This window comes from Paenibacillus cellulositrophicus, assembly GCF_009363095.1.
Classification (GTDB): Bacteria; Bacillota; Bacilli; order Paenibacillales; family Paenibacillaceae; genus Paenibacillus_AQ; species Paenibacillus_AQ favisporus.
In genome coordinates, this window is the sequence record NZ_CP045295.1 from 445,181 (window position 1) to 465,750 (window position 20,570).

Annotated in this window: 17 protein-coding genes; 6 read left to right on the top strand and 11 right to left on the bottom strand. The window is 50.2% G+C overall.

Annotation, left to right across the window (positions count from 1 at the left end; all coding sequences use genetic code 11):
• Nucleotides 1–29 precede the first annotated feature (29 nt).
• Both GCU45_RS01915 and map read left to right on the top strand, forming a co-directional pair.
• A complete protein-coding gene (locus GCU45_RS01915) occupies nucleotides 30–632 on the top strand; it encodes a TetR/AcrR family transcriptional regulator (protein ID WP_152397853.1) in 603 nt (200 codons plus the stop codon).
• 5 nt (nucleotides 633–637) lie between these two features.
• The gene (gene map, locus GCU45_RS01920; RefSeq protein WP_152397854.1) at nucleotides 638–1,390 is read left to right on the top strand and encodes a type I methionyl aminopeptidase; all 753 of its coding nucleotides are present in this window, start codon (nucleotides 638–640) and stop codon (nucleotides 1,388–1,390) included.
• Nucleotides 1,391–1,510: 120 nt separating this feature from the next.
• On the opposite strand, the gene GCU45_RS01925 is transcribed toward map, so the two are convergent.
• Nucleotides 1,511–2,377, bottom strand: coding sequence for an SDR family NAD(P)-dependent oxidoreductase (locus GCU45_RS01925; RefSeq protein ID WP_425281281.1), 867 nt, complete (start codon nucleotides 2,375–2,377; stop codon nucleotides 1,511–1,513).
• A gap of 134 nt (nucleotides 2,378–2,511) precedes the next feature.
• On the opposite strand from GCU45_RS01925, the gene GCU45_RS01930 reads away from it, so the two are divergent.
• Nucleotides 2,512–2,961: a MarR family winged helix-turn-helix transcriptional regulator gene (locus tag GCU45_RS01930; protein WP_152397856.1), complete on the top strand. Its 450-nt coding sequence runs from the start codon at nucleotides 2,512–2,514 to the stop codon at nucleotides 2,959–2,961.
• A gap of 78 nt (nucleotides 2,962–3,039) precedes the next feature.
• On the opposite strand, the gene GCU45_RS01935 is transcribed toward GCU45_RS01930, so the two are convergent.
• From GCU45_RS01935 to GCU45_RS01945, 3 genes are all read right to left on the bottom strand, one after another.
• The gene (locus tag GCU45_RS01935; RefSeq protein ID WP_152397857.1) at nucleotides 3,040–4,263 is read right to left on the bottom strand and encodes an RNA polymerase sigma factor; all 1,224 of its coding nucleotides are present in this window, start codon (nucleotides 4,261–4,263) and stop codon (nucleotides 3,040–3,042) included.
• Between the two features lie 237 nt (nucleotides 4,264–4,500).
• On the bottom strand, nucleotides 4,501–6,240 hold the full coding sequence (locus tag GCU45_RS01940) for a Rieske (2Fe-2S) protein (protein WP_152397858.1): 1,740 nt from the start codon (nucleotides 6,238–6,240) through the stop codon (nucleotides 4,501–4,503).
• Between the two features lie 303 nt (nucleotides 6,241–6,543).
• Complete coding sequence (locus GCU45_RS01945) at nucleotides 6,544–7,416, bottom strand: helix-turn-helix transcriptional regulator (RefSeq protein ID WP_167527063.1); 873 nt, start codon at nucleotides 7,414–7,416, stop codon at nucleotides 6,544–6,546.
• 186 nt (nucleotides 7,417–7,602) lie between these two features.
• Between GCU45_RS01945 and GCU45_RS01950 the strand changes: the two genes are divergently transcribed.
• Nucleotides 7,603–8,634 (top strand): NADH:flavin oxidoreductase/NADH oxidase, encoded by a 1,032-nt coding sequence (locus tag GCU45_RS01950; protein ID WP_152397860.1) that lies wholly within the window; start codon nucleotides 7,603–7,605, stop codon nucleotides 8,632–8,634.
• 196 nt (nucleotides 8,635–8,830) lie between these two features.
• Here the strand turns inward: GCU45_RS01950 and GCU45_RS01955 are convergent, their stop codons facing one another.
• Nucleotides 8,831–9,268 carry a DUF5946 family protein gene (locus tag GCU45_RS01955; RefSeq protein WP_152397861.1) on the bottom strand — a complete coding sequence of 146 codons (438 nt, stop codon included), beginning with the start codon at nucleotides 9,266–9,268 and terminating at the stop codon, nucleotides 8,831–8,833.
• 394 nt (nucleotides 9,269–9,662) lie between these two features.
• Between GCU45_RS01955 and GCU45_RS01960 the strand changes: the two genes are divergently transcribed.
• The gene (locus GCU45_RS01960) at nucleotides 9,663–11,135 is read left to right on the top strand and encodes a DHA2 family efflux MFS transporter permease subunit (RefSeq protein WP_152397862.1); all 1,473 of its coding nucleotides are present in this window, start codon (nucleotides 9,663–9,665) and stop codon (nucleotides 11,133–11,135) included.
• 115 nt (nucleotides 11,136–11,250) lie between these two features.
• On the opposite strand, the gene GCU45_RS34525 is transcribed toward GCU45_RS01960, so the two are convergent.
• The 3 genes from GCU45_RS34525 to GCU45_RS01975 form a co-directional block, all read right to left on the bottom strand.
• The gene (locus tag GCU45_RS34525) at nucleotides 11,251–11,481 is read right to left on the bottom strand and encodes a hypothetical protein (RefSeq protein WP_425281251.1); all 231 of its coding nucleotides are present in this window, start codon (nucleotides 11,479–11,481) and stop codon (nucleotides 11,251–11,253) included.
• Between the two features lie 393 nt (nucleotides 11,482–11,874).
• On the bottom strand, nucleotides 11,875–12,738 hold the full coding sequence (gene sigJ / locus GCU45_RS01970; protein ID WP_152397863.1) for an RNA polymerase sigma factor SigJ: 864 nt from the start codon (nucleotides 12,736–12,738) through the stop codon (nucleotides 11,875–11,877).
• Between the two features lie 21 nt (nucleotides 12,739–12,759).
• On the bottom strand, nucleotides 12,760–13,953 hold the full coding sequence (locus tag GCU45_RS01975; RefSeq protein WP_341874534.1) for an NAD(P)/FAD-dependent oxidoreductase: 1,194 nt from the start codon (nucleotides 13,951–13,953) through the stop codon (nucleotides 12,760–12,762).
• Nucleotides 13,954–14,324: 371 nt separating this feature from the next.
• On the opposite strand from GCU45_RS01975, the gene GCU45_RS01980 reads away from it, so the two are divergent.
• The gene (locus GCU45_RS01980) at nucleotides 14,325–14,762 is read left to right on the top strand and encodes a hypothetical protein (protein ID WP_152397864.1); all 438 of its coding nucleotides are present in this window, start codon (nucleotides 14,325–14,327) and stop codon (nucleotides 14,760–14,762) included.
• A gap of 216 nt (nucleotides 14,763–14,978) precedes the next feature.
• Here GCU45_RS01980 and GCU45_RS01985 read toward each other — a convergent pair whose 3' ends face one another.
• Genes GCU45_RS01985 through GCU45_RS01995 form a run of 3 tightly spaced genes read right to left on the bottom strand, consistent with a single transcriptional unit; the run spans nucleotide 14,979 to nucleotide 20,521 of the window.
• Entirely contained in the window at nucleotides 14,979–16,574 is a 1,596-nt protein-coding gene (locus GCU45_RS01985) for a SagB family peptide dehydrogenase (protein ID WP_152397865.1), read from the bottom strand.
• A gap of 42 nt (nucleotides 16,575–16,616) precedes the next feature.
• Nucleotides 16,617–18,566 carry a TOMM precursor leader peptide-binding protein gene (locus GCU45_RS01990; protein WP_152397866.1) on the bottom strand — a complete coding sequence of 650 codons (1,950 nt, stop codon included), beginning with the start codon at nucleotides 18,564–18,566 and terminating at the stop codon, nucleotides 16,617–16,619.
• Nucleotides 18,563–20,521, bottom strand: a complete 1,959-nt coding sequence (locus GCU45_RS01995) for a putative thiazole-containing bacteriocin maturation protein (RefSeq protein ID WP_152397867.1) — start codon at nucleotides 20,519–20,521, stop codon at nucleotides 18,563–18,565. Before GCU45_RS01995 ends, GCU45_RS01990 begins: the two co-directional genes overlap by 4 nt.
• Nucleotides 20,522–20,570 lie beyond the last annotated feature (49 nt).

The following is a 20,570-nucleotide window of genomic DNA, read 5'->3' on the forward strand; positions in this document are numbered from 1 at the left end:
CATTACTGCAGGTCTAAAAAGGAGGAGCCATGTCACCTCGTACCAAAGAACAGAATGACGCGATCCGCGAGATGCGGATGAACCAAATCATGCAGGCAGCAGCGGAAGTATATTTGGAGAAGGGTATCCAATTGGAAATACGCGATGTTGCGGTCAAGGCTGAGCTCGGCTACGGAACCGTGTATCATTACTACAAAAATAAGCACATGCTTTTGGAAGATTTATTGTGGGATGCCCTATATCGGACGGAGTCGGCAGTACAATCTGCTATGACCGGAGACGGCGGCAGTTTGCATACAGCGGAGTCGTTCTCCAGGCTGCTTCTGAAGGAATGCATCCAAGATCCCTCCGTATTTATATTGCTTAAAACGGTCGCGGATAACTTTCATCACTTCCCGGGCAACCGGTTTATCAAGCTGTCAGACCATTTTCAGGATCGGATCTATATACCGTTTGTGGAAATGATTCGTGATGGAACCGGTTCTAAATCACCGGAGAAGATAGCTAATCTGATATTTGGCTCGCTGGTTGGCTGTGCAGCATTGAACATCCACCACAATATGCGCAATGAGACGGATGTCGAAGGCATCATTGACGTGATTTTTTCAGGCATACAGGCAAAGGAGAGATAATCGGAATGATCACCCTGAAATCGAAAGCGGAAATTGAACAAATGAGAAAAGCTGGCCGAATTGTCGCTGCTTTTCATCAAGCCATTGCAGGAATGATCCGGCCGGGAGTCACAACGCTCGACATTGAGTTGTTCGCTGTGCGGTTCCTGAAGGAGAATAACGCCAGGGCTTATACGGTCGGCTACAACGGCTATCCGTATGCGACTTGTGCGTCTGTCAACGACGTCATTGCGCACGGTTTTCCGAGCCCTAAACCACTCAAGGAAGGCGATATCGTCACCATCGATATTGTCGCGGAAGCGGATGGCTGGATCGGCGATTCAGCTTGGAGCTATGCAGTTGGCGAGGTGTCGGAAGAAGCCCGTAATTTAATGCGGGTAACGAAGGAATGCTTATACCTTGGTATCGAAATGGCCGTCGTCGGAAACCGGATCGGTGATGTGATGCACGCGGTTCAAAGCCATGCGGAGCGCAACGGATACTCGGTGGTGCGGGATCTGCTCGGTCACGGCGTGGGACGCGAGATGCACGAGGAACCTAATTATCCCCATGTCGGGAAGCCGGGCAAAGGATTCCGCTTGAAGGAAGGAATGGTTATGACGATTGAGCCGATGATCAATGCCGGAAAAGCATTCATGACGGTTGATGCCGACGGATGGACTGCAAGAACCGCCGACGGCTCACTTTCTGCGCAGTACGAGCATACGATCGCCATAACTGCGGATGGACCGATCATATTGACCGAACAGAAGAATTAGATTCAACAAAACCCTGCCAGCACATAGCCGGCAGGGTTTTCATCTTTCTTAATGATGCCCTTCCCCTTTTCATCGTCATTGTAAAACGCACCATCTCCGCAAGATGATCTCAAAGTTATTTTATAAAAAGGGCTTTAACAATGTCTCAGTGGCATTCCATAACAGACTTTGCGTGTTGGGATCCCCGCCGGGATGTACGGGAGTGATCGCTTTCCCGGAACCGACATTAAAATACCCGCCTGTAACATCCCGATACCTTGAATCCGTGACCAATTGAACGATGATCCCCGCACCTCTCCGCGGATCCCCAATTTTTAAAAATCGCAATGCTTTCTCGAGAACCGATGAAAACGCTAGCTCACGTCCCAGACCCGTAACGTTGAAACCGGGATTAAGCGCATTCACTGTGATGCTTGTTCCGTCCAACCGCCGCGACATTTCACCCGTAAACATGATATTCAACAGTTTCGTCTTTCCATAGATTTTGGAGGAACCCCATCGCGAAAACTCCGCTGTGTCAGTAAGGTCTTGGGGCAGCTTAAGTTCCCCGTGATGGCGGGAGGCTTCGGAAGCTACATTAATAATTCTTGCTTGCTCAGCATTCTTCAGCGAAGGAAGCAGCAGATGCGTCAGCAGCCAAGGCGCTAAATAGTTGACCGCTACCATCTCCGGGTATCCATCCTTGGTAATACGTTGTTCGAAACCATGCAAGCCCGCATTGTTTACCAATACATCAATTTTAGGATAAGCAGAGCGTATTTCATTCCCTACCTGTCTGACTTGGTCCATAAGTGAAAGATCACCGAAAAAAAAGTCCACCTTTGCATTGGGGGCATGCTGGCTAAGTATATCTCTCGTTATTTCCGCTGCCCTTTCGCTCCTCGCCGTTAATATTAGATGGGCGCCTTGCTTAGCCAGGCTAATGGCTGCCAATTGTCCTAAGCCTCTCGTCGCCCCTGTTATCGCAATAATTGGATCGTACATGATTTATTCCTCCCCGATTCCTTACTTAGATGCATTGAACTTGATGAGTGCTTATATCTTTCATATAATTGATATATCTCAACTATATTTAATTGTTTGATATATGTCAAATATTTTGGAATCGATGGGAGTTTATTATGGACAATAACAATCACGAAACCGGGAGAGCGCAGCTGGAAATCCATCTTGGTCAGCAGTTGAATGCCCTGTTAAGCGCTTCCCATGCCCTTCATGTAAAAACGGCGGCTGTATTTGATCCGAACTTGCAGCCCGCTGCGTTCCTGCTGGTCCGATGGCTTCTAGCCTACGGTCCGTCCAGCGCTACCTCATTGGCTGAATCCTTGGCTATGGACCGCAGCTCCGTAAGCAGACTCGTCGCCCAGCTCAAAAAAGCAGGTTATGTTCATAGCGAACCCGACCCCCATGATCGCCGCGGCGTCGTGCTGTCTGTAACTGATTTGGGACGCGACAAAGCCGTTCTGGCCATGAATGAAAAAGGAGCTGAATTTTATCACCGCATTTCGGACTGGGACGACTCCAGCCTGGAGGCTTTTATTCAGATGCTTAAGCGCTTTAATGGTTTGTAAAATAGAACGTTTAACAAAAAAATCACCGGCATACATGCCGGTGATTTTCAACCTCAGATGGTACCCTTATACAGGCAATCATCCACTGATATACTCAACCATTTTCTTATGCAGTTCGAATTCAGAACATTGAAAGATTCCGTTAAAATCATGCGGATTACGGATCACTTTGTTTAAAGTATCCATTCCATATTGCTCAACAACAAATTCGACGAACATATAGGAGAACTGGAATCCTTTCATCGTTTCAAAATCCCAAGTATCATCATTTAACTCATCAAATGTTGGGATCGCCAAATTGCGGATGGCATCTTCTGTCGAGCCTTTAATAAAGTCTTGAGTCATTTGTTTCGCTTCATATCCGCCTATCCCCTGCCTTATCCATTTCGGAGCCGTGCTATTAATTTCATTAATTAACCACATGGTGAACAGATGGACCGTGCTTTTCAGGATGGATTGATACGTATGCTCAGGTCCTGGATTCAACGGTGATACGATTTTAAGAATATGTCCTTCATATGTGCCCATAAACCAATTGGGTGCATCGGCTTCGCCTACAGCTCGATGAAACGTTGGAAGATCCGGGTATATTTCAATCACTATCTTTTGTGATGGATGATAGTTGTATTTTGTCGAGATACGCTCTACATTATTGCTGAGTTCAGCAAACAAATCTTGTTGAACCTTTTTCAAACGTTTGCTCGTGCTCTCGCTGCCACCCTTATCTACAATTGAAATCAAATCTTGAATAGACATGATGGTAATTTCCCCCCATTCTTTCAATTCTTTTTTTAGTCTTTCCAGTGATCTGTACAATCTGTTCTTTACGGCACTCTCACGCATTCCAATGATGTTGGAGATTTCAGATAAGGTCAAATCCACAAAAAAACGTAGTGCAATTATTTCTTGGTCAACCTCATCTAATTCTTTTAGCGCAGCTCCAATATCAATTCGAAAATCAACAAATTTTGTAAACTCAAGGGAGATCGACTGTGACTCATAATCTGTAAAATCAAAAGGAGATTCTTTTTTTCGTGACAACCTCCGGTATTCGTTTTTGACGGTGTTCTGAGCAATCTTAAATATCCACGTGAATAAATTAGAGCTGCCTTTAAAGCTCTGAATGTTTTCGACAGCTTTCAAAAATACCTGTTGAGTCAAGTCATCCGCAACCATCGGGTTTAATTTCAGCGAAAAATAGTTGCGGATTCTTTGACGATACTGCTCATACGCTCTTTCAAAGCTTGTGATGATCGCCTGTTCATCCGGATAAACAGGTTGTGTGTCGTGAGCTCCTGACATGATGTGAACCTCCTCTTGATTTACAATGAATTAGACACCAGAGGGAGCCAAAAAGCCACGTACATTACAAAAAAATATTATGTAATTACATCGCTATATCTTTTACAGCTTAAAGCAGCTCTCAATAGTACATGATCTCTTTTCTATACAAAAGAAAATAGGCCACCGATGATATCGAAAGCCTATTTCCAGCACAATTCATTCTACATCATAGGAATGACATCGTCACCGAATCACCTATTCTTCCTCGAACAATTTCTCTCCGCGATGGAGCCGCCATGCAATTTTCGCCGTATGAGGCAACTCACGGGAAGTCGGAGCATGCGCTGCCAAATAACGGGTAACTGCAAGGATCAGCGTTTCGCACGCCTTCTCAGCAAGCGGCCCAGACTCGGATGCCCAGCGGTCATATTCCGCCACGGCTGCCTCGTACATCTGGAAGGAGTGGAATTCCGCATCCTCTCGCAGCAGTGCATGACCCAGGACGTTGAATAATGGCTCCGGTTTACCGCCGCTGCGCAGGTAACGCATCACCCATGCCGCAGCCGGCGCCACTTGCTGCTGCTTATCGAGAATCTCCAGCAGTTCCGAGGGCTGCTGTACTTCTTCGCTCGAGCTAACTGCACTTGGTCTCGGGGCAGCCGGGATATTCAAAAACCGGTCGAGGTAAATGGTAACCGCCGTATGAAAAATCCCCCGAACCAGCCCTGGATCGGCGGAACGAATCAAGCCTTCATGAACCGCGTGAGCATGCGTGAACGTGTGCAGTACCGAAATCCAGTCTCCGAAATCGTTATGGATATGGAAGCGGACGATCCGTTCAGCCGCAGCCAATGCGGCAATTTGTGATAAACGCATCGGAGAGGCACCACAGAGCAAAGCCTCCTTTAACAAGCGAATCGTTCGAAGCGGCTCGTCTCCGAGCAGCGCTTGAAGCAGTTCCTCCTCGTCAATCTCGGAGCCCCCTTTTCCATGTGAAACTCCCTTCCTGGACAACTCCTCGAACGCTTCCTTCAACGGCTGAACCAGATTGACCGGAGATTGCCAGCTATGAAGCTCCTCGCTGCGCGATGCGTTCCCAAACATCGGAACGAGCGAAGCGAGGACATCTGCGCGCTGATCGTCTCCGACATACTTCAAGCTCTCAAAAGCTTTATTATGGAAATCCAGTGTGTGGCCTCCATTAATATAAAAATGGTCCGTCGCCGCCATGCTCAGCATGGAGAATAACCGGCTCTCATCCGCCCCCGCCTGAACGGCGGTCAGAAGCACCCGTTCCGCGCCGCGCGTATCCCGAACCTCGATGCACTCGCGGTACCACTCCGTTAACCGTACTATGGAGACGTCTGTATTCGGAAGCGGATCGAGCAAGAAGCGCGTTCCGCTTCCGGCTGAATCGCTCGCCGTGTGCAGCAATCCTTGAAACAACGCTAGGATCTGGCCCTGCTTATCCAGCTTGGGCAGAATGTTGGTCATCGCAGTCAGAATCGTTAATCCGGAGCCCCACCCTTCCCTGCGCTGTTTGACTCCAAATTCGATCCCGACCGCCGCGATTTCCTTCCCCGGAACGCCCGCCTCCCTTAATCCGACGATGGCCTTTGCGATGACAAGACCGATATTTTGTTCAAGTCCGCTTAGAAGCCGATCCTTATACCGTTGTACTTGATTACCGTTTCGGGAACTTGGGTTGACCCAAATCAATCCGTCATGCACGGTAAGATCATGTACAGGAACATCGTCCGCCCATGGGTCGAGCGTTCCCCCGCTGCATACATCAAACCTTGCATGATGCCAGTGGCATGTCAAAATTCCGTTGCACAAACTGCCCATATGTAGAGGAAAACCTAGGTGAGGACATCGGTTATCAAGCGCATGCACTTGATCTTCGTGATAAAAAACGACGATGCCCCCTTTGATCAACTTCGGCCCTTGATTTCGAATCTCTTCTACCGAACCCGCCTGAATCCAACCATTCATGTGAACGCCTCCATTTTTGAATTCATTTGCTTTCCTTGTATACAGATTATATGATTTCGAACACTTATTAAACATTTTTGTTTAAAAAGTTGATAAATTTTTTACGATGTTGATTTCAGATAACCAGCAACACGCTCTTGTCCTCTGATGTTGCTTTCTTAGCCTGCAATCACAGAACCAAAAGACCAGTTCCACAACGTGAACTGGTCCTTCTTCATACCCTGATCTTAACAAAATTTCAATTTATCGTTCTCTGGCTCACTTAAAACTTTGCAGTACCAGGGATGTTCTTTTCGGCTATTCCTACCCTTTCAAGACGGCAGATGTTTGCTTCAGCGACTGATCCGCCAAGATGGCCAGACGCTCCACCGAGCCGTCCTTCAAGTCAGGTGTAAATACGCTCAGGAATTGACAGGAGCTGTCCTGGACAGGGAAAAGATGTGTCGACAAGTTGAGCAAGCCTGCCTTGGGATGCGCAATCACGCGGGGATGCTGGCTCGAGCACCCAACGACATAATTGTCCCATCTTGCCGCGAATTCGGGACTGCCTTCCGTCATTTCTTGAATAAATTCGGTATACCAGGGGTCCTCGATATGCCGGGTGTACATCGCCCGGAAATGGCCAAGCAGCGATCCGGCAAGGTTTTCCCAATCGATGAACATCGTTTGGTAAGACGACAGCTTGAACATGCGCCAAATCATATTGCGCTCGCGGCTGTCAGAAGTCCCAAAGGAGCCAAACACGGAAGAGGCTAACGAGTTCCAGGCCAGCACATTCATTCTCCGGTCAGAAATATATGCCGGGCATAATGGCATTTGGTCTAACAAATACTTCAGCGAGTCCGACACGGCCGGTTGTTCAACGTCTCCTTTATAAGCGGTTCTAGGCGGTCTGGCGAGGAGATACAGATGTTTATGCTCGTCCTCATTCAGACGCAGCACACGAGCCAGGCTGTCCAGCACCTCATCGGATACATTAATGTCCTTGCCTTGTTCAAGCGAAGTATACCAAGGCAGCGAGATTCCCGCGAGTGCGGCGACTTCTTCACGCCGTAACCCCTTCGTTCTTCTTCTGGAGAAATCGGCATGCTGCAAACCTGCATTTTGCGGCGTCAGCCGCAGCCGGCGGGATCGCAAAAATTGGCCGATCTCCAGACGCTTTTGATCATCATTCATGTCGGTGGTCGCTCCTCTCAGGCTGATACTACCAATAGCAGCTTTGCCAGTTATAGGTGTAGTGAGGATATTCGTAGCAATATGAATACACACGGAGTTCTTCTTCAGGAAGTCAGGTTGCTGTAAGATGAAGCCATATTCCGGATACTTCAGTTCGCTAATCATTCTAAACAGGTGGTGTTCAATATGAATCAGCGTTTGTTTTCCTCCTATCAAATTAAGGGACTGCAGCTTAAGAATCGCATAATTATGGCTCCCATGCTGCAGAACTCAGTTACATCTAAAGACGGCAAGCCTAATGAGTGGCATTATGTCCATTACACCAGCCGCGCCATCGGAGGCGCCGGACTGATCATGATGGAAATGACGGATGTGGAGCCGGATGGCCGCATTACGGATTACGATTTGGGGCTGTGGTCCGACGAGCATATCCCTTACTTCGCTAAAATCATCGATGGGGTCCATTCCCACGGTGCCAAAATCGGCATACAAATCGCCCATGCCGGCCGCAAGGCTGAAGATGCAGAAGTTCCGGTCGCCCCTTCGGCGATCGCGTTCCAAGGTTCCCGCTACCGGCTGCCTCGAGCACTAACGACAGATGAAATCGAACAAAAGGTGCAGCTCTTTGGCGACGCGGCACGGCGCGCTGTCCAAGCAGGTGTAGACACGATCGAGCTGCATGGGGCACATGGATATTTGATTCATCAGTTCCAATCCCCGCAAACTAACATGCGGGACGACGAATACGGTGAAGACTTGACCCGTTTCGGCGTCAAGGTGATACAAGCCGTGAAAAAAGAGATGCCGGCCGACATGCCGCTCTTCTTCCGGATTTCGGCTATCGAATACGCGGACGGTGGCTATGACATCGAACACGCGCTCCGTCTATGCGAAGCTTACCGGGACGCTGGAGTGGATGTATTCCATGTCAGCTCGGGCGGTGAGGGCCCGGCAGGCTTGAAAAAGCCCGGTAACTATCCAGGCTACCAGGTGCCGTTCGCCCGAAGCATCAAAGAAGCCCTGAACGTCCCTGTCGTTGCGGTGGGGATGCTGGAAAATCCCTCACTGGCTGATGCCGTCGTTGGTAACGGGGATGCCGATCTAGTGGCGATAGCCCGCGGTATGCTGCGAGACCCCTACTGGGCAACGCATGCTGCGATTGCTCTGAAGCAAGAGCAGACCAACATTCCGAAGCAATACGAGAGGGCATATTTGTAAGTGAGCCAGATGGTAATGATTTATTGGAGTCGGGTGTATTTCATAAGGCTCCTGACGCAAGATTATCATCTCAGGCAATAAATGGCAACGATGCGCCATCGTGTGGGTCAATATCATTTCAAACAACAAAGGGCCTCCAAATTGGATGCCCTTTTTGTAATGTTTCGTTGTGGTGTTGATCTTGGTACCCCCAGTGTCATTTTTTCAAAACAAGGGGTCCCATCTCTTTCAGCGTAGTGCGTCCCCACTGCTCGATGAGCTTGCAATAGCTTTCGGCGTCATACATCTGCGCTGCCACGTCAGCGATCGTCATGGTCCAAGATATTTTGGGGAGAGGCTGCGCATCCAATGGCCTTCGAATCCCTTTCGTGCTTCCGGGTCCTTTGGCCATATCTTGGCGAATCAACTCCGTAGCGTAGCCTTCCTCCAAATGCTTCTGTAATGCGGATTGGACCCAAGCGTACATCTCATCGCTATAACCTTGGTGTTGAACCATGTAGGAGGCAACGGTGAGAAAGTGAACCCGTCCATAGCTGGGATCGTTGAATTCAAGTGCCAAAAATTCGTTGAAAATCGATTCGCAGGTAATCCCCTGAGGAAGATCGGCGTTGCATAGAACACAAGTATTCGGCATGTATTTTCCTCCTCATCCACCGCAATAAAAAACCCTTTATGTTAAGCGTCTCTCTTATCCTTATTTTTTCAAACCATATTTTTAGATGCAGCTAACCTCTTCTAGATCATAAACCTTTACCTTGCGAGAGAGTCAATAGCTAATGCGTGAAGATAGCATCCACGAGCTTCAATTCTTTTTTAAACTCAACCAGCCCAAAATAGATGCTCCATTTTCGGCGGCATTTATATTCTGAAGTGTTAAAATTGTGCAAAGTCTCAAGCAAGATGAAAAAAGCGTTTAGGAGGGGTAGCATGATATACGCTGACTTGCAACTCACGTATTATCAGATGAAAATCCAAAAAAAATTCTGGCGGACCATAAGCGTAACAGTCCCAGCGAGGAGGTACCCTTTATGATCACACGTAGGAAATCGGGCAAATGGTCCGTATTGTTTGTCGTCACGCTTGTGTCCTTTATCACGAATTTGGATGCGACGATTGTGGTCAATGGTCTCCCTCCACTCATGGAGGATTTGCATCTTTCGCTTGAACTGGGAATGTGGACGCTTACCTCGTTCTACATCACAAGTACTGTATTTTTGCTTCCTTCCGGCCGTTGGTCAGACATGTTCGGAACGAAACGGATTTTTCTATGGGGATTTGCTTTATTCACTATTGCTACCGCTCTTTGCGGAATGGCGAGTTCCGGTACGGTATTGATCCTCGCTCGTCTGCTGCAAGGAGCAGGGGCTGCCATGGCGATGGCAGCATCCACCCCGATTCTAATGCGGACCTTTCCTCCCCAAGAGCTTGGAAGGGCCCTTGGCATCAACAACATCGCATGGGTGACCGGATCTCTTCTCGGCCCTGTTGTCGGAGGGGCACTCATCGGCGGGTTCGGTTGGCGCTCCATGTTCTACGTTATCGTTCCGCTCGGAATCCTGGGCTTAATCGCCGGATTTTTTATTTTAAGAGAATCTGCGGAATTGCAAAAAGCCAGGACGGACTGGCCAGGCTTACTTACCTATGGGACAGGATTAACCGCATTTCTCATAGTCTTGTCCGAAGCGCAAACTTGGGGATGGGTATCGAGTATAACGCTTGGGCTGCTCGCACTTGGAATTCTCCTTTGGACCGCATTCGTTTTCATTGAGAAAAAAGTCCGTCACCCTTTGTTTGATCTAGGTCTCCTCGGCTATCGGGATTATACTATTGGGCTTGGAATCACGGCGAGTTATTGCATCGGTTATTTCGCTGTTTCCATTCTATTGACACTGTATTTGCAAGGTGCTCAACACCTCAGTCCCTTGGAAGCAGGGCTCATGTTGATCCCTTTATCCGTACCCCAACTGTTCACGGCTCCCTTAGGAGGCAAACTTGCGGACCGTTTCGGCCCGGCAAGAATGATATTGCTCGGTTCGTTTCTAATTGGTCTTGCGATCCTATTACTCGGACAGCTCGGCCCTGAGATGTCGGGTGCAGCTGTCATCATTCCGCTTTTGATTATATCTGCAGCAACCGGGCTCTCCTGGCCATCGCTTGCGAAAGCTGTGCTGTCAGCGGCTCCACCAAATCAAGCCGGACCTGCATCAGGAGTGTTCTGGACCGTTTACAATATGTGCCGTGCGATCAGCCAAGCGCTTGTTCTGGTCATCATTCAATGGGTGGCAAAGTCTGATGTTGCTTCTCATTTGTTGTCGGGGACCCAGAATCATGACATGAGTTCATCAAGGGATGCCCTTATTCATGCGACTAATGTTGGTTTTCGGTTGTTCGCAGCCTTTCTTGCACTCGCCATCCTGCTTGGACTGTTTTTACTGGGCACGCAAAGAAAACGGCAAGGGACTCGCCCGATTAAAAATTCGGAAAAGATAGAGTTTGAATGATCGTAAATACAAGGAGGTACAAAAAGAAAAGAACCGGATCCCTACGAGAATCCGGTTCTTGTAATCGTAAACAAAGCTCAACGATTGGCCCTATCACAACATCGCGAAACATCCATTATTCTTTAGGTTTTATGGCTCGTGTTGCAATAAAGCTGTTTGTATAGCGGTCCAAGAGCTTTTCCCCTCCGAAGGTATCTTCGTAAAACCCGGCAATGACAAAACCGGCATCGATTTGACCCTGCAATTGCTGCTCCAACGTGTGGCCGAATTCAAGGGGTGTTCCATTCTTTGCAATCTCTTCTTCAGTTGAATAATCGAGTTCTGAATAAGGGATGGAATGTTTCACTTGGAGGACCCCTTCCTCTTGAAGCTCCCAATCAAATAAATAAAATACGGGATTCATAAATCCGCTGATTAAACAACCTCCGGGGTTTTACGGATGTCACCACAATGCTCCAATTGCCTGCCCTTGCCTGTTGAATGTCTTCGCTGGATACGGGAACGGTCCAACGATTTTGTTGCTTTACTTTGTCTTCCCAAATGTTTTTATTGTGCTCTATACTTTTCATCTGTTTATGCACACCCCTAACACGATTAATTAGCGTTAGCCTACCACCTGCGGCTAGTTGGTTCCATTTGGATGATCCGACATTATTGACGTTAGTTCTTCCTTGCTGACTTTGGCCATCGATAGGAGGCAACGTGTCTGGTCACGCTGAAAACCTGCAATTAAAACTACCTATACCCGAGTAAGCTTATCCGGGTTTCTTACGATGTAGATTCCGGCAAGCTTTCCGTAACGACGTTGTAAAAATATAGCCGCCACAGTTTCGTCCCCTGAGCGGAGCACGATGCTGGTCTCCCCGTTCAAAAGGGCAAACTCGGAGCGAAGACTTCCCTGATAGTAGGGCTTTATGCCCTCGAACGCACCGGCAAGGATTCGGGCGACTTGATCGCGCGCTTGGATCGGTCGTGTAAAGGCAAGTACTTTTCCGCCCCCATCCGAGACGAGCATGACATCTTCGGTCAGAAGGGAAAGGATTTCATCAATGTTACCTTGCTCGAAGGATGTGAGGAACCGGCTAACCCACTCCCTTTCGGTCGCTTCGGCCGTAACCTGTTCCCCTTCGGATATTCCCATCTTGCTTTTTGCCCGGCTCATTAGCTTTCGGCAATTCGCCTCCTGCTTACCTAGCAGCTCGGCAATTTCGGGATATTCAAAACCCAGCGCCTCACGCAAGACGAATACCACTCGCTCTGTCGGCGTCAGTCTCTCGAGCATAACGAGCATGGCGTAGGATAGCATATCCCGGCGGACAACCGTCGTCTCGAGCGTATCCACTTCCGGCGTACGAAAAGGTTCGGGGAGCCATGGACCAACGTACATCTCCCTCCTCCTCCGCGCTGACTTCTGCAGATCAAGGCAGCGATTGGTTACCATTTTACACAAATAAGCTTTAGGCTCCTCCAAACACTCTACATGTACATCATAAGCCTTCATAAACACGTCCTGTACCGCATCTTCCGCATCCGCCGCAGAACCTGTCAGCTGATAAGCCAATATGAACAGCAGTGATTTATATTGACCGTACAGTTCTTCCAATCGTCGTCCCTCCGCTCATTTCTATCTAAGCATACTGGCGGTATCTTCTACCAGCTTTTTGATTCTTCCCGGAAGTTTTCCGGTCATAACCATATCGAGCCCCCATTTGCGTATCCAGAACACTCCTTTTTGCCCCAGTGCGATGGTGAACGCATCCATATTCGATTTGACGGAATGATGACTTGGAGCCGGACGGCCTTCTAAATCCGCCCTCACGATTGACCCCAGCCGAAGCCCCTGCTCCCCCGCTTCAAAGCACGTCATCTGGGTAGCTCTGCCGTCTTTCGGATCAACAATTCCTGAACAGTCGCCAATGCTGTATACGTCCGGCATCCCTTTGACGCGATAGCATTCATCCACCATTACCTTCCCCTCAAGCGTAAGGGGCAGCCCCATACCCTTCAGTCCCGGATTGGGTATCAAGCCTAAAGTCCAAATACACAAGCCAACCGGTAGACACACGCCGTTATTGAGTGCCAACGATCCTGCTTCCTCCCGAAGCGCCTTACGATTGTGAAGCACCGTTACTCCGCATTCGATAAGCTGCTGCTCCAACTTCCGTCTAAGTTTCCCCGACACTTCCGGGAGCAATCGTTCCTTTGCGTTCAGCATATAGACGGAGACCTCGGATGGGTTCAGACCTAACGCCATGGCTTCCTTCCTCATGGCGAGCGCAAGCTCGGCCGACGTCTCAATGCCGCTGATCCCCGCTCCTGCAACCGCGATGGTCATCAGTCTCTTGCGTTCTTTAGGGTTCATCCCGCAGGCAGCCTTCTGAAGGTTCGCGCGCCAGCGCTCCCGGATGTCTTCCGCAGCTTGTGGGTCGGTCAAAGCGATGCCGCCTTGATCGGGATCCGGTTCCCGAACGATGCTGCCCACCGCCACGACTAGAAGGTCATAACGCATTCGGGCATCATTTCCTTGTGAGTCTGTATATCGAACCCGTTTCTCGGTACTTTCCACAGACGCAACCGAGCCTTGCACGAAATCGACATCCTTAAGAGTTAACTGATCCCAGGGGATCATAATCTCTTCCTCGGTCGCGGTTGGACGGAACATTCTCAATTTGCGCAAATGACCGGGCTGCTTGTCGATGAGAACAAACCGAATCCTCCGTCCGTTCGCTATGCCCCGTGTTTTTTTCTGTATCGATTTGAGCGCTTGAAGCCCTGCATATCCTCCTCCAATGATGACACAGGTCAATTCCTTCATCATTCCTCAGCTCCTTTTGCATTTTGCACAAAGAACGATGTAAGGCTCTGATTTGTGACATCGGATACGCACAAAAATTTCATGGATCCATACAAAAAGCCGCAACAATGCGGCTAATAAGCATGTGTGAAAATCCATAAAAACACTAGTTTTAATCTATTCAATGATCTTTAGATATTGGGGAGGAATAAAATCAGCAAGCCATACACCGTTGTACGCTGCATAAACGGTGGAACAGCCTCTTCAATTGTTTCCGATATTATGGTCGCTTGAAATTTGATCCTACACCTAATACCGCACTTGCGGAAACTCCCTTGCTTCCGAGGTGAGGCCGGGTCTACCAACCTAAATTTATACAAGTTATGCAAGAAATTATGTATAATCACATGGGGCCTATAACTGAAACGGAGGTGGTTGGGACAAATAAAAGAGTCATTGGAGTCATCATTGGTATTGCAATAGCGTTTATATTCTTTGATTATATTCATAAGTCTGATCCAGAAAAGACCCTAGATTTCTACCTTAGAAGTCTAAAACAATTACATATCGAAGAAGCTTATCAATGTATTGTTTTTGAAAATGGATTTGCTGAGCCATTCGAAAGTTATAAACGAAATGCGATTTCAAACCAAATCGTGAGCTACTCCATTAAAAAGTTCTTTGTTGTAGGAAAAGATAGTTACGTTGCCTTAGTTGCATTAACCGAGCAAAATAAATCAAGCCCCAGAGATATTACTTTCACGCTGAAAAAGTTTAATGGCAAATGGAAAATACTCTTCCCCGCCTATAAAAGTCCAAATATTCTCTTATAATCAGTTTTTTGAATGGGAGACCGGAACTCTAAGCTGGTCTCCTTATTTTCCTTGACGAATTTACAAAATTAGCTTCTTTTTCCGGGTAAAAATATTACGGTTCGTGCATTGTGTGAAACGGTGATGCATACGTACCAAGCAAAACTATTTAGCACGGGTTTCATCGCTAACGACATGACCGCTCGCGGCAATGTCGTTAGCGATGATATTTTTATTTCAACGGCTCAAACTGCCCGCCAAACGCAATCGTTGACGATATGGACCGACCGGAATAAAAATCAGCCCCGTTTCATCCCAGGAAGCCGTGCGATAAAGCGCATCGCTGGAATTGGCATCAAAACCAAGAAGCGGACGCCCACCCATCCCAAGAGCGGATGATGCCAGCAATAAACGGTGCACGAGCATCCCGGCCTCCATTTGCTGTATGCGGTAGCCCCTCTTGCCGAGCTGGGATTGAAAGAAATTCCTCTTCCCTGCCACATGAAAGCCGAACGGCACTTGAAACAAATTGATATTGGGAAGCGACATTCCCTCCTGCAGCCGTTGGCGGTGATCCCCAAGAGAAACCGACTGCAGCGCATGCGCGGCGCCATCATACCGATAAGCGCCATCCGGAACGTCTTCGACCCCGTAGAAGCAGCCGTACAGGCATACACGGGGTTCCGGCCGCTCCCGCGGGCCATCCAGGTCATTGTGATACGAGAAGGAGGCCGTCGTTTCCCGAAGCAGAGCTGCAACCCGGGAGAGACCGATCGGCTTCGAAATAAATTCCGTCTCGGGCGAAAACCGGTTGCGGCAGGCCGCCGCCAAATCATACGACAAGCGGTCTACAGGAGGCAGGGGCAGTGCGAGCGCATGATCCGGGATTGCTTGTTCATCCTTCCGAATCTCTCGGAACAATCGCGTCGAATCCAGTCTGGACGCTTCGCTCATCTGAAGCAGTATCGGATAATCTGCGATCCTCTGTGACCTGACATAGTGATCATGCTTGATTGGCAGCAAGTCCCCGCACAGCTCGGAGGCGGAAACCGTGTCCTGATCCTCGTTCCCGCGTTCCATCCACCGGATCACCGGATCAGTCGATAACGGGATAACCGCATACACGCTCTCCTCTTGTTCCGATAGTCCGAGCAGATGATTGACGGCTTGATCGAGAAATTGAAAATGCACACTAGACGAATATCCGAATCGTTTCGCTATTTCGAGCAGCTGCCCGATCAAAATGCCAGCATCCAGTCCCTGCAGCCTGTAGGAAAAATTATTGTATTTGTAAAAATTTTTCCAGTAAACCGTAGATACGAACGCGGCTCCGAAGCAACCGCTCACGTCGCGGCGATTCCCAAGCGACTTTGCTACATAATCATCGAAGTTTCCTTCGCGCAGCAACGCCAACCGATGATGCGCCGCATCGTAATGGTATACGCCGGCAGGCAATTCACCAAGCTTCAGATAGAGATACAGTTCACTCGGATATAACCCGCCTCCGGAAGGTACGAAGCGTCGACACATCTGCAAGACGCCTGCCGATTCTTCCGATGGATCCCCTTCCATGACGGATTGGGTCAATTGTGTAAGCCCGAATGTATAGTAAAGGAAATGTCCGATATCGCGAAGGTTAGGCGGCTCACCGGTCGTAACCCTGCCCTCGAGCGTTACCGGCACTTCCCTGGACAGTGGAATCATTGGCAAATCACGATAAAGCTTGTATGGAAGCGGTGCGTCATCCCAATCCGTCTCCCAATTCAAGGGCTTGACCTTATCCGGATCATATTGCAAATGGTGAAGAAAAACGTCCAAATTCATAAGACTCATCGCTTTCCTCCTTGTCTTCAACCGCGCCGCTGATAGTTAAATTTACGGGAACGGGTGCGGATATGGATTAAGCTGCTCGGGAGACAAGGGCTCCTGCGCGTATGACAGCTCTACAGGGACCCTGAGCACTCGATCAAGTCCCGTCAAACGGATGAGATGCTGCCCGAACGTCATCGGCAGCATGCCGGGAATGAGCACTTTCACGCAATGCAATCCGTTGCGGCGCGTCTCCGGAGTTGTCTGGTCGACCACGATCACCTCAAGATTCAATTGGCGAAAAACATGCAGCATAGCCTTCAGATCATCGGTCAGATCTGCGTTCCAGCCCCTCGGTTCAAACGCTTCAGCGAACGTTTGGATCGGACGATCGTCATTCAGCAGAAAATCGAGCCGTTCCTCCGCCTCTTTCAACCCGTACAGCATGGAATGATCCTCCATTTGGACGACCTGGTACGGATCGAGAAGCATCCGTTCATACTGCTGACGGTTTTCCTCGAATTTCTCGTTGACCGTGAGCAGCATGCCCGCCACCTCGTGGATCGCGCTCTTGGCCGCGCGAATCGGATCTGGATGGGCGCCCGCCGCGCAGATGAGGTTTACACCCCGCTCTTTCTTGTTTTTCGCGAGTGCCCACACGCTTGGTATGCCGTGCTCCATTGTCGATTTATACAATTGCACTTCATAGCCCGCTACGGCCTCTATACGATCCGTCATCCATCTCAATTCCCGGTCCTGGACCGAACGGTGATCCAGGCGCGGCAGGGGCAGCCGTGCATACCAGGTCATGAGGAAGGAGTCGCGCTCCACCACTTCCAGCATCCCGTAGAAGATCGCTTCCTCTAGACTGCCGCCCAGCGCACAGCCATTGGACGTTTCGTAGACAAACCCTTGACCACAGCCCGAACTGTAATAAGCCAGCAGCTCCGGTACGAGAATCGGACGCTGCTGCAGGAACGAATAACCCCATACCCAATCGATCGGCTGCTCGGGATCGAATGGCTTGAACGGGAAGCCTGCGCGTTCATACTGTTCCTTCGCATGGACGCCTACGCGAAGAGGATCGAGCGCCTGGTCCTGCACATTGCGGAAACTGTCATGGACGACGGATCGTTTGCCGCGGGGCGACAGACCGCAATAACGCTCCAGCCCCTCCAGGATGGCCGTCATTTCGCTATCCGCATAGCAGTGGGTCCGACCTGCGCAAGCCTCATCTCCTCCAAACAAGGGCAAATTGATGCTCGCATCAGCAAATGGAGACACAAGGTCAACCATTTTCCCATTCAGAAAACCAGTCCTGACATCCAGGTAATCTTTGGCTAAAACTTCCTTCAGCTCATCCATCGAACGGCTGCGGTACGTTTCACCGCTGATTTTCAGGCTTGGCTGCAGCTCAATGCGAGCCGTCCCCTCATCGTCTTCCGGCAATCGGCCGCAGGTCGGACATAGCGGATCGGGCAGAAAGAAGTGCGACGAGCTGTTCATCGTACGCAGATCGATCAAGTATATCCGGCTTTCCGTCTCCGGCTCTCCACCCTCCAGTACCTTCACGGCTTCTGCCGCAACAAGGCGCGCCATTTGCAACAATCCCGTGCGAGATGCCCAAGCGTCCCGGCCGATCCCCCCTTGCGATGCCAGCATCTGCTGTAGGCCCCACGATTCCCTGCGATCACTTCCCGCCAGCAGGAACCGGGTATCCGCGCATTGCGAGCATCCTTGCCCCTCCGGACGAACCAACGGACCGACAATCCCCTCTCCGAATGCAACAAAGCCGCGAAGCCAGGGTGTTCCCGACTGTCGGAACCGTTCCTCCGCCGCAAGATGAACAGAAGGATCCCAAGCATCGTTCAGCACCAGCGCCAAGTCTCCCGTTGCCGCCTCTCCGGAATCCATGCTCTCCTGCCGGAACAGCCGATAGCGGCCATCGGCAGACAATTGCTTGATTACCAAATCGGCGAGCTGTCCTTCCCCGATGACCGTCACGATTGCGCTCAATGCGTCTCCTCCTCTCTCAGCGACACGCCAAACACCCCTGCCAGCTCTTCTTTCATAAACGGTTCTATCGATAAGTCAACGACCGCGATCCGCTTATGGTTCGATTGCAGGATCTGCCTGACAGACTGCAGCATGATGCCGGATTCCGAATTATCGAAACCCGGGATCGTCAGGCTCTGCGGTAAGACATCTTCAACCTTGACCGAAGAACGCTCCAGGATTTGGCCTTGAATGTCCGCCGCATCGTTTTGAGTTTTCATCAGCGCCTGTCGGAGCGCTTCACGCAGCGCCATTGTGCAGTTGACTCCGACTCCGCCGAACCAGTACCCGTTCGTACCGACCCAGACGACCGGGAAACCCGACGCTTCTTGACCCAATCCGATTACCGGGGCTTCCTGCATCGTAGATAATGCGCGCAAATAATAGCGGCAAATATCGTCCTCAACTCCGCTTAGCTTGATTGGATAAACGGAGGGCTCGCTGGATTCGGAACGACTTTTTAGCTCCTCGAAGAGACATTTCCGCAGTCCGCGGAAGACCGCTTCTGCTACGGTCTCTCCTGCTCCGATCCCTACATATCCATGCGGCTGCGAGTCGATCGGGCTGGCGGAATCCGGCTGCGCAGGTCTGGCTGTCTTCAGAACCCCGGCCAGTCGCGACACGTACGCCTCGATGCCGGCCAAGCCCGCTTCCTTCCTAGCCTCATGATGCGTCATTCCAGAACAGACGATCAGCGGCAGCAGATCAGCAGGGCCTTCCGACAGCGGGTCGACTGCCTGAACGCGACACTGGGAGAGCGGAAGCTGCTTCGAGTCCCCTTCCTCCCACAAGTGAAGAATGCCGGTCTCCGCCGAAGTCAAGCGATGGAAATAGGAGAAGAGACGTTCTGCATTCTGCCTTTCTGTTCGCTGATCGATTGAATGGTCGAACGGATCCGTAGGCTCGGCCGGACGAAGACCCCTGACCAGCGGATGGGGAAGTAACGAATGCCACCCGCCTTCTAATGTTTCCGGATTCAGCAGGAACAGTTTTCCGTTCAACTCAGAAACTGGCACGCCCGAAACGGCCTTGAACCATTCGAATACGACCACATTCGCGAGCATGGCTTCCGACGTAGTAGAGACGGGGGTCGGCCGATCTGCATCGCCAAGAGCGGTTCGGTGAATCCTGCGCCATGCCGATTCGAAGCAGACGTCCGAATCCGGGTGCACCAACGGTCCAGCTATGCCCACCTGCCGCAAGTAGATGGCAGGCAGCAGCAGCTTCTTCGCGTCCCTGCAGGCCGCATGAAGCGCTCTAAGCTCTCCGGGATCGTCATCCTGAGCAACGTAGAGAACGGAATCCGCCTGCCGCACGACCTCAGACCAATCGAGGAAGCCGTCATTCGACGGAAAAATCTCCTTGACTTCAATCTCGGAGTCCGTTAGACGCGCGGCCGCTGTCAGCTCTGAGATCCGCTGGCGATCCGTGGTCGCCGGGTTCATGATCAACATACGAAACCGGGGCAACCCAGATTCCAACAAAGCCGCAACGAGCGAGACAAAGATCGGGCCGGAACCAACCACAATCGGATTAGCCTCGCGATAGGTTTGAAAGCGGTAAGCGCCTTCCCCCGCTAAGCTGTCCAGAAATTCGATCTGTGCGTCATATTTCCGTACTACCGCTTCCGCAAGACTGTGTGGGCGGTCTTGGCTGGAGTCCCGGACAAAGCCGTTATTCAGCAGTACTTCCACGATTTCATAAACCCGTACCTTGTACGGATCCGGCAGCCCGTCCGTCAGATCCGCCATGGAATAATCCCCGCTCAGCATCGGCATCAATTTTTCGATCCACTGGTCGACCATGTCGCCTTCCATTCGGAACGAACCCGTATTGTTGCGAAAATAGACGCCTCCATTCGAATCGGGGAGAAAGAACGTATCCCCTTTCACTTTCAGACGCATAGAAGGGTTCAAGTTTTTATTCCTCCTTAAGGTTTTGCCGGAGGCAAAACCGCTTCGTAAG

Bases quoted from the DNA above. Each gene is read 5' to 3' on its own strand.
- map (WP_152397854.1), top strand. From the start codon at position 638: ATGATCACCCTGAAATCGAAAGCGGAAATTGAACAAATGAGAAAAGCT.
- GCU45_RS01940 (WP_152397858.1), bottom strand. From the start codon at position 6,240: ATGAATGGTTGGATTCAGGCGGGTTCGGTAGAAGAGATTCGAAATCAA.
- GCU45_RS01950 (WP_152397860.1), top strand. From the start codon at position 7,603: ATGAATCAGCGTTTGTTTTCCTCCTATCAAATTAAGGGACTGCAGCTT.
- GCU45_RS01915 (WP_152397853.1), top strand. From the start codon at position 30: ATGTCACCTCGTACCAAAGAACAGAATGACGCGATCCGCGAGATGCGG.
- GCU45_RS01985 (WP_152397865.1), bottom strand. From the start codon at position 16,574: ATGAGTCTTATGAATTTGGACGTTTTTCTTCACCATTTGCAATATGAT.
- GCU45_RS01935 (WP_152397857.1), bottom strand. From the start codon at position 4,263: ATGTCAGGAGCTCACGACACACAACCTGTTTATCCGGATGAACAGGCG.
- GCU45_RS01945 (WP_167527063.1), bottom strand. From the start codon at position 7,416: ATGAATGATGATCAAAAGCGTCTGGAGATCGGCCAATTTTTGCGATCC.
- GCU45_RS01980 (WP_152397864.1), top strand. From the start codon at position 14,325: ATGTATAATCACATGGGGCCTATAACTGAAACGGAGGTGGTTGGGACA.
- GCU45_RS01975 (WP_341874534.1), bottom strand. From the start codon at position 13,953: ATGATGAAGGAATTGACCTGTGTCATCATTGGAGGAGGATATGCAGGG.
- GCU45_RS01955 (WP_152397861.1), bottom strand. From the start codon at position 9,268: ATGCCGAATACTTGTGTTCTATGCAACGCCGATCTTCCTCAGGGGATT.
- GCU45_RS01960 (WP_152397862.1), top strand. From the start codon at position 9,663: ATGATCACACGTAGGAAATCGGGCAAATGGTCCGTATTGTTTGTCGTC.
- GCU45_RS01930 (WP_152397856.1), top strand. From the start codon at position 2,512: ATGGACAATAACAATCACGAAACCGGGAGAGCGCAGCTGGAAATCCAT.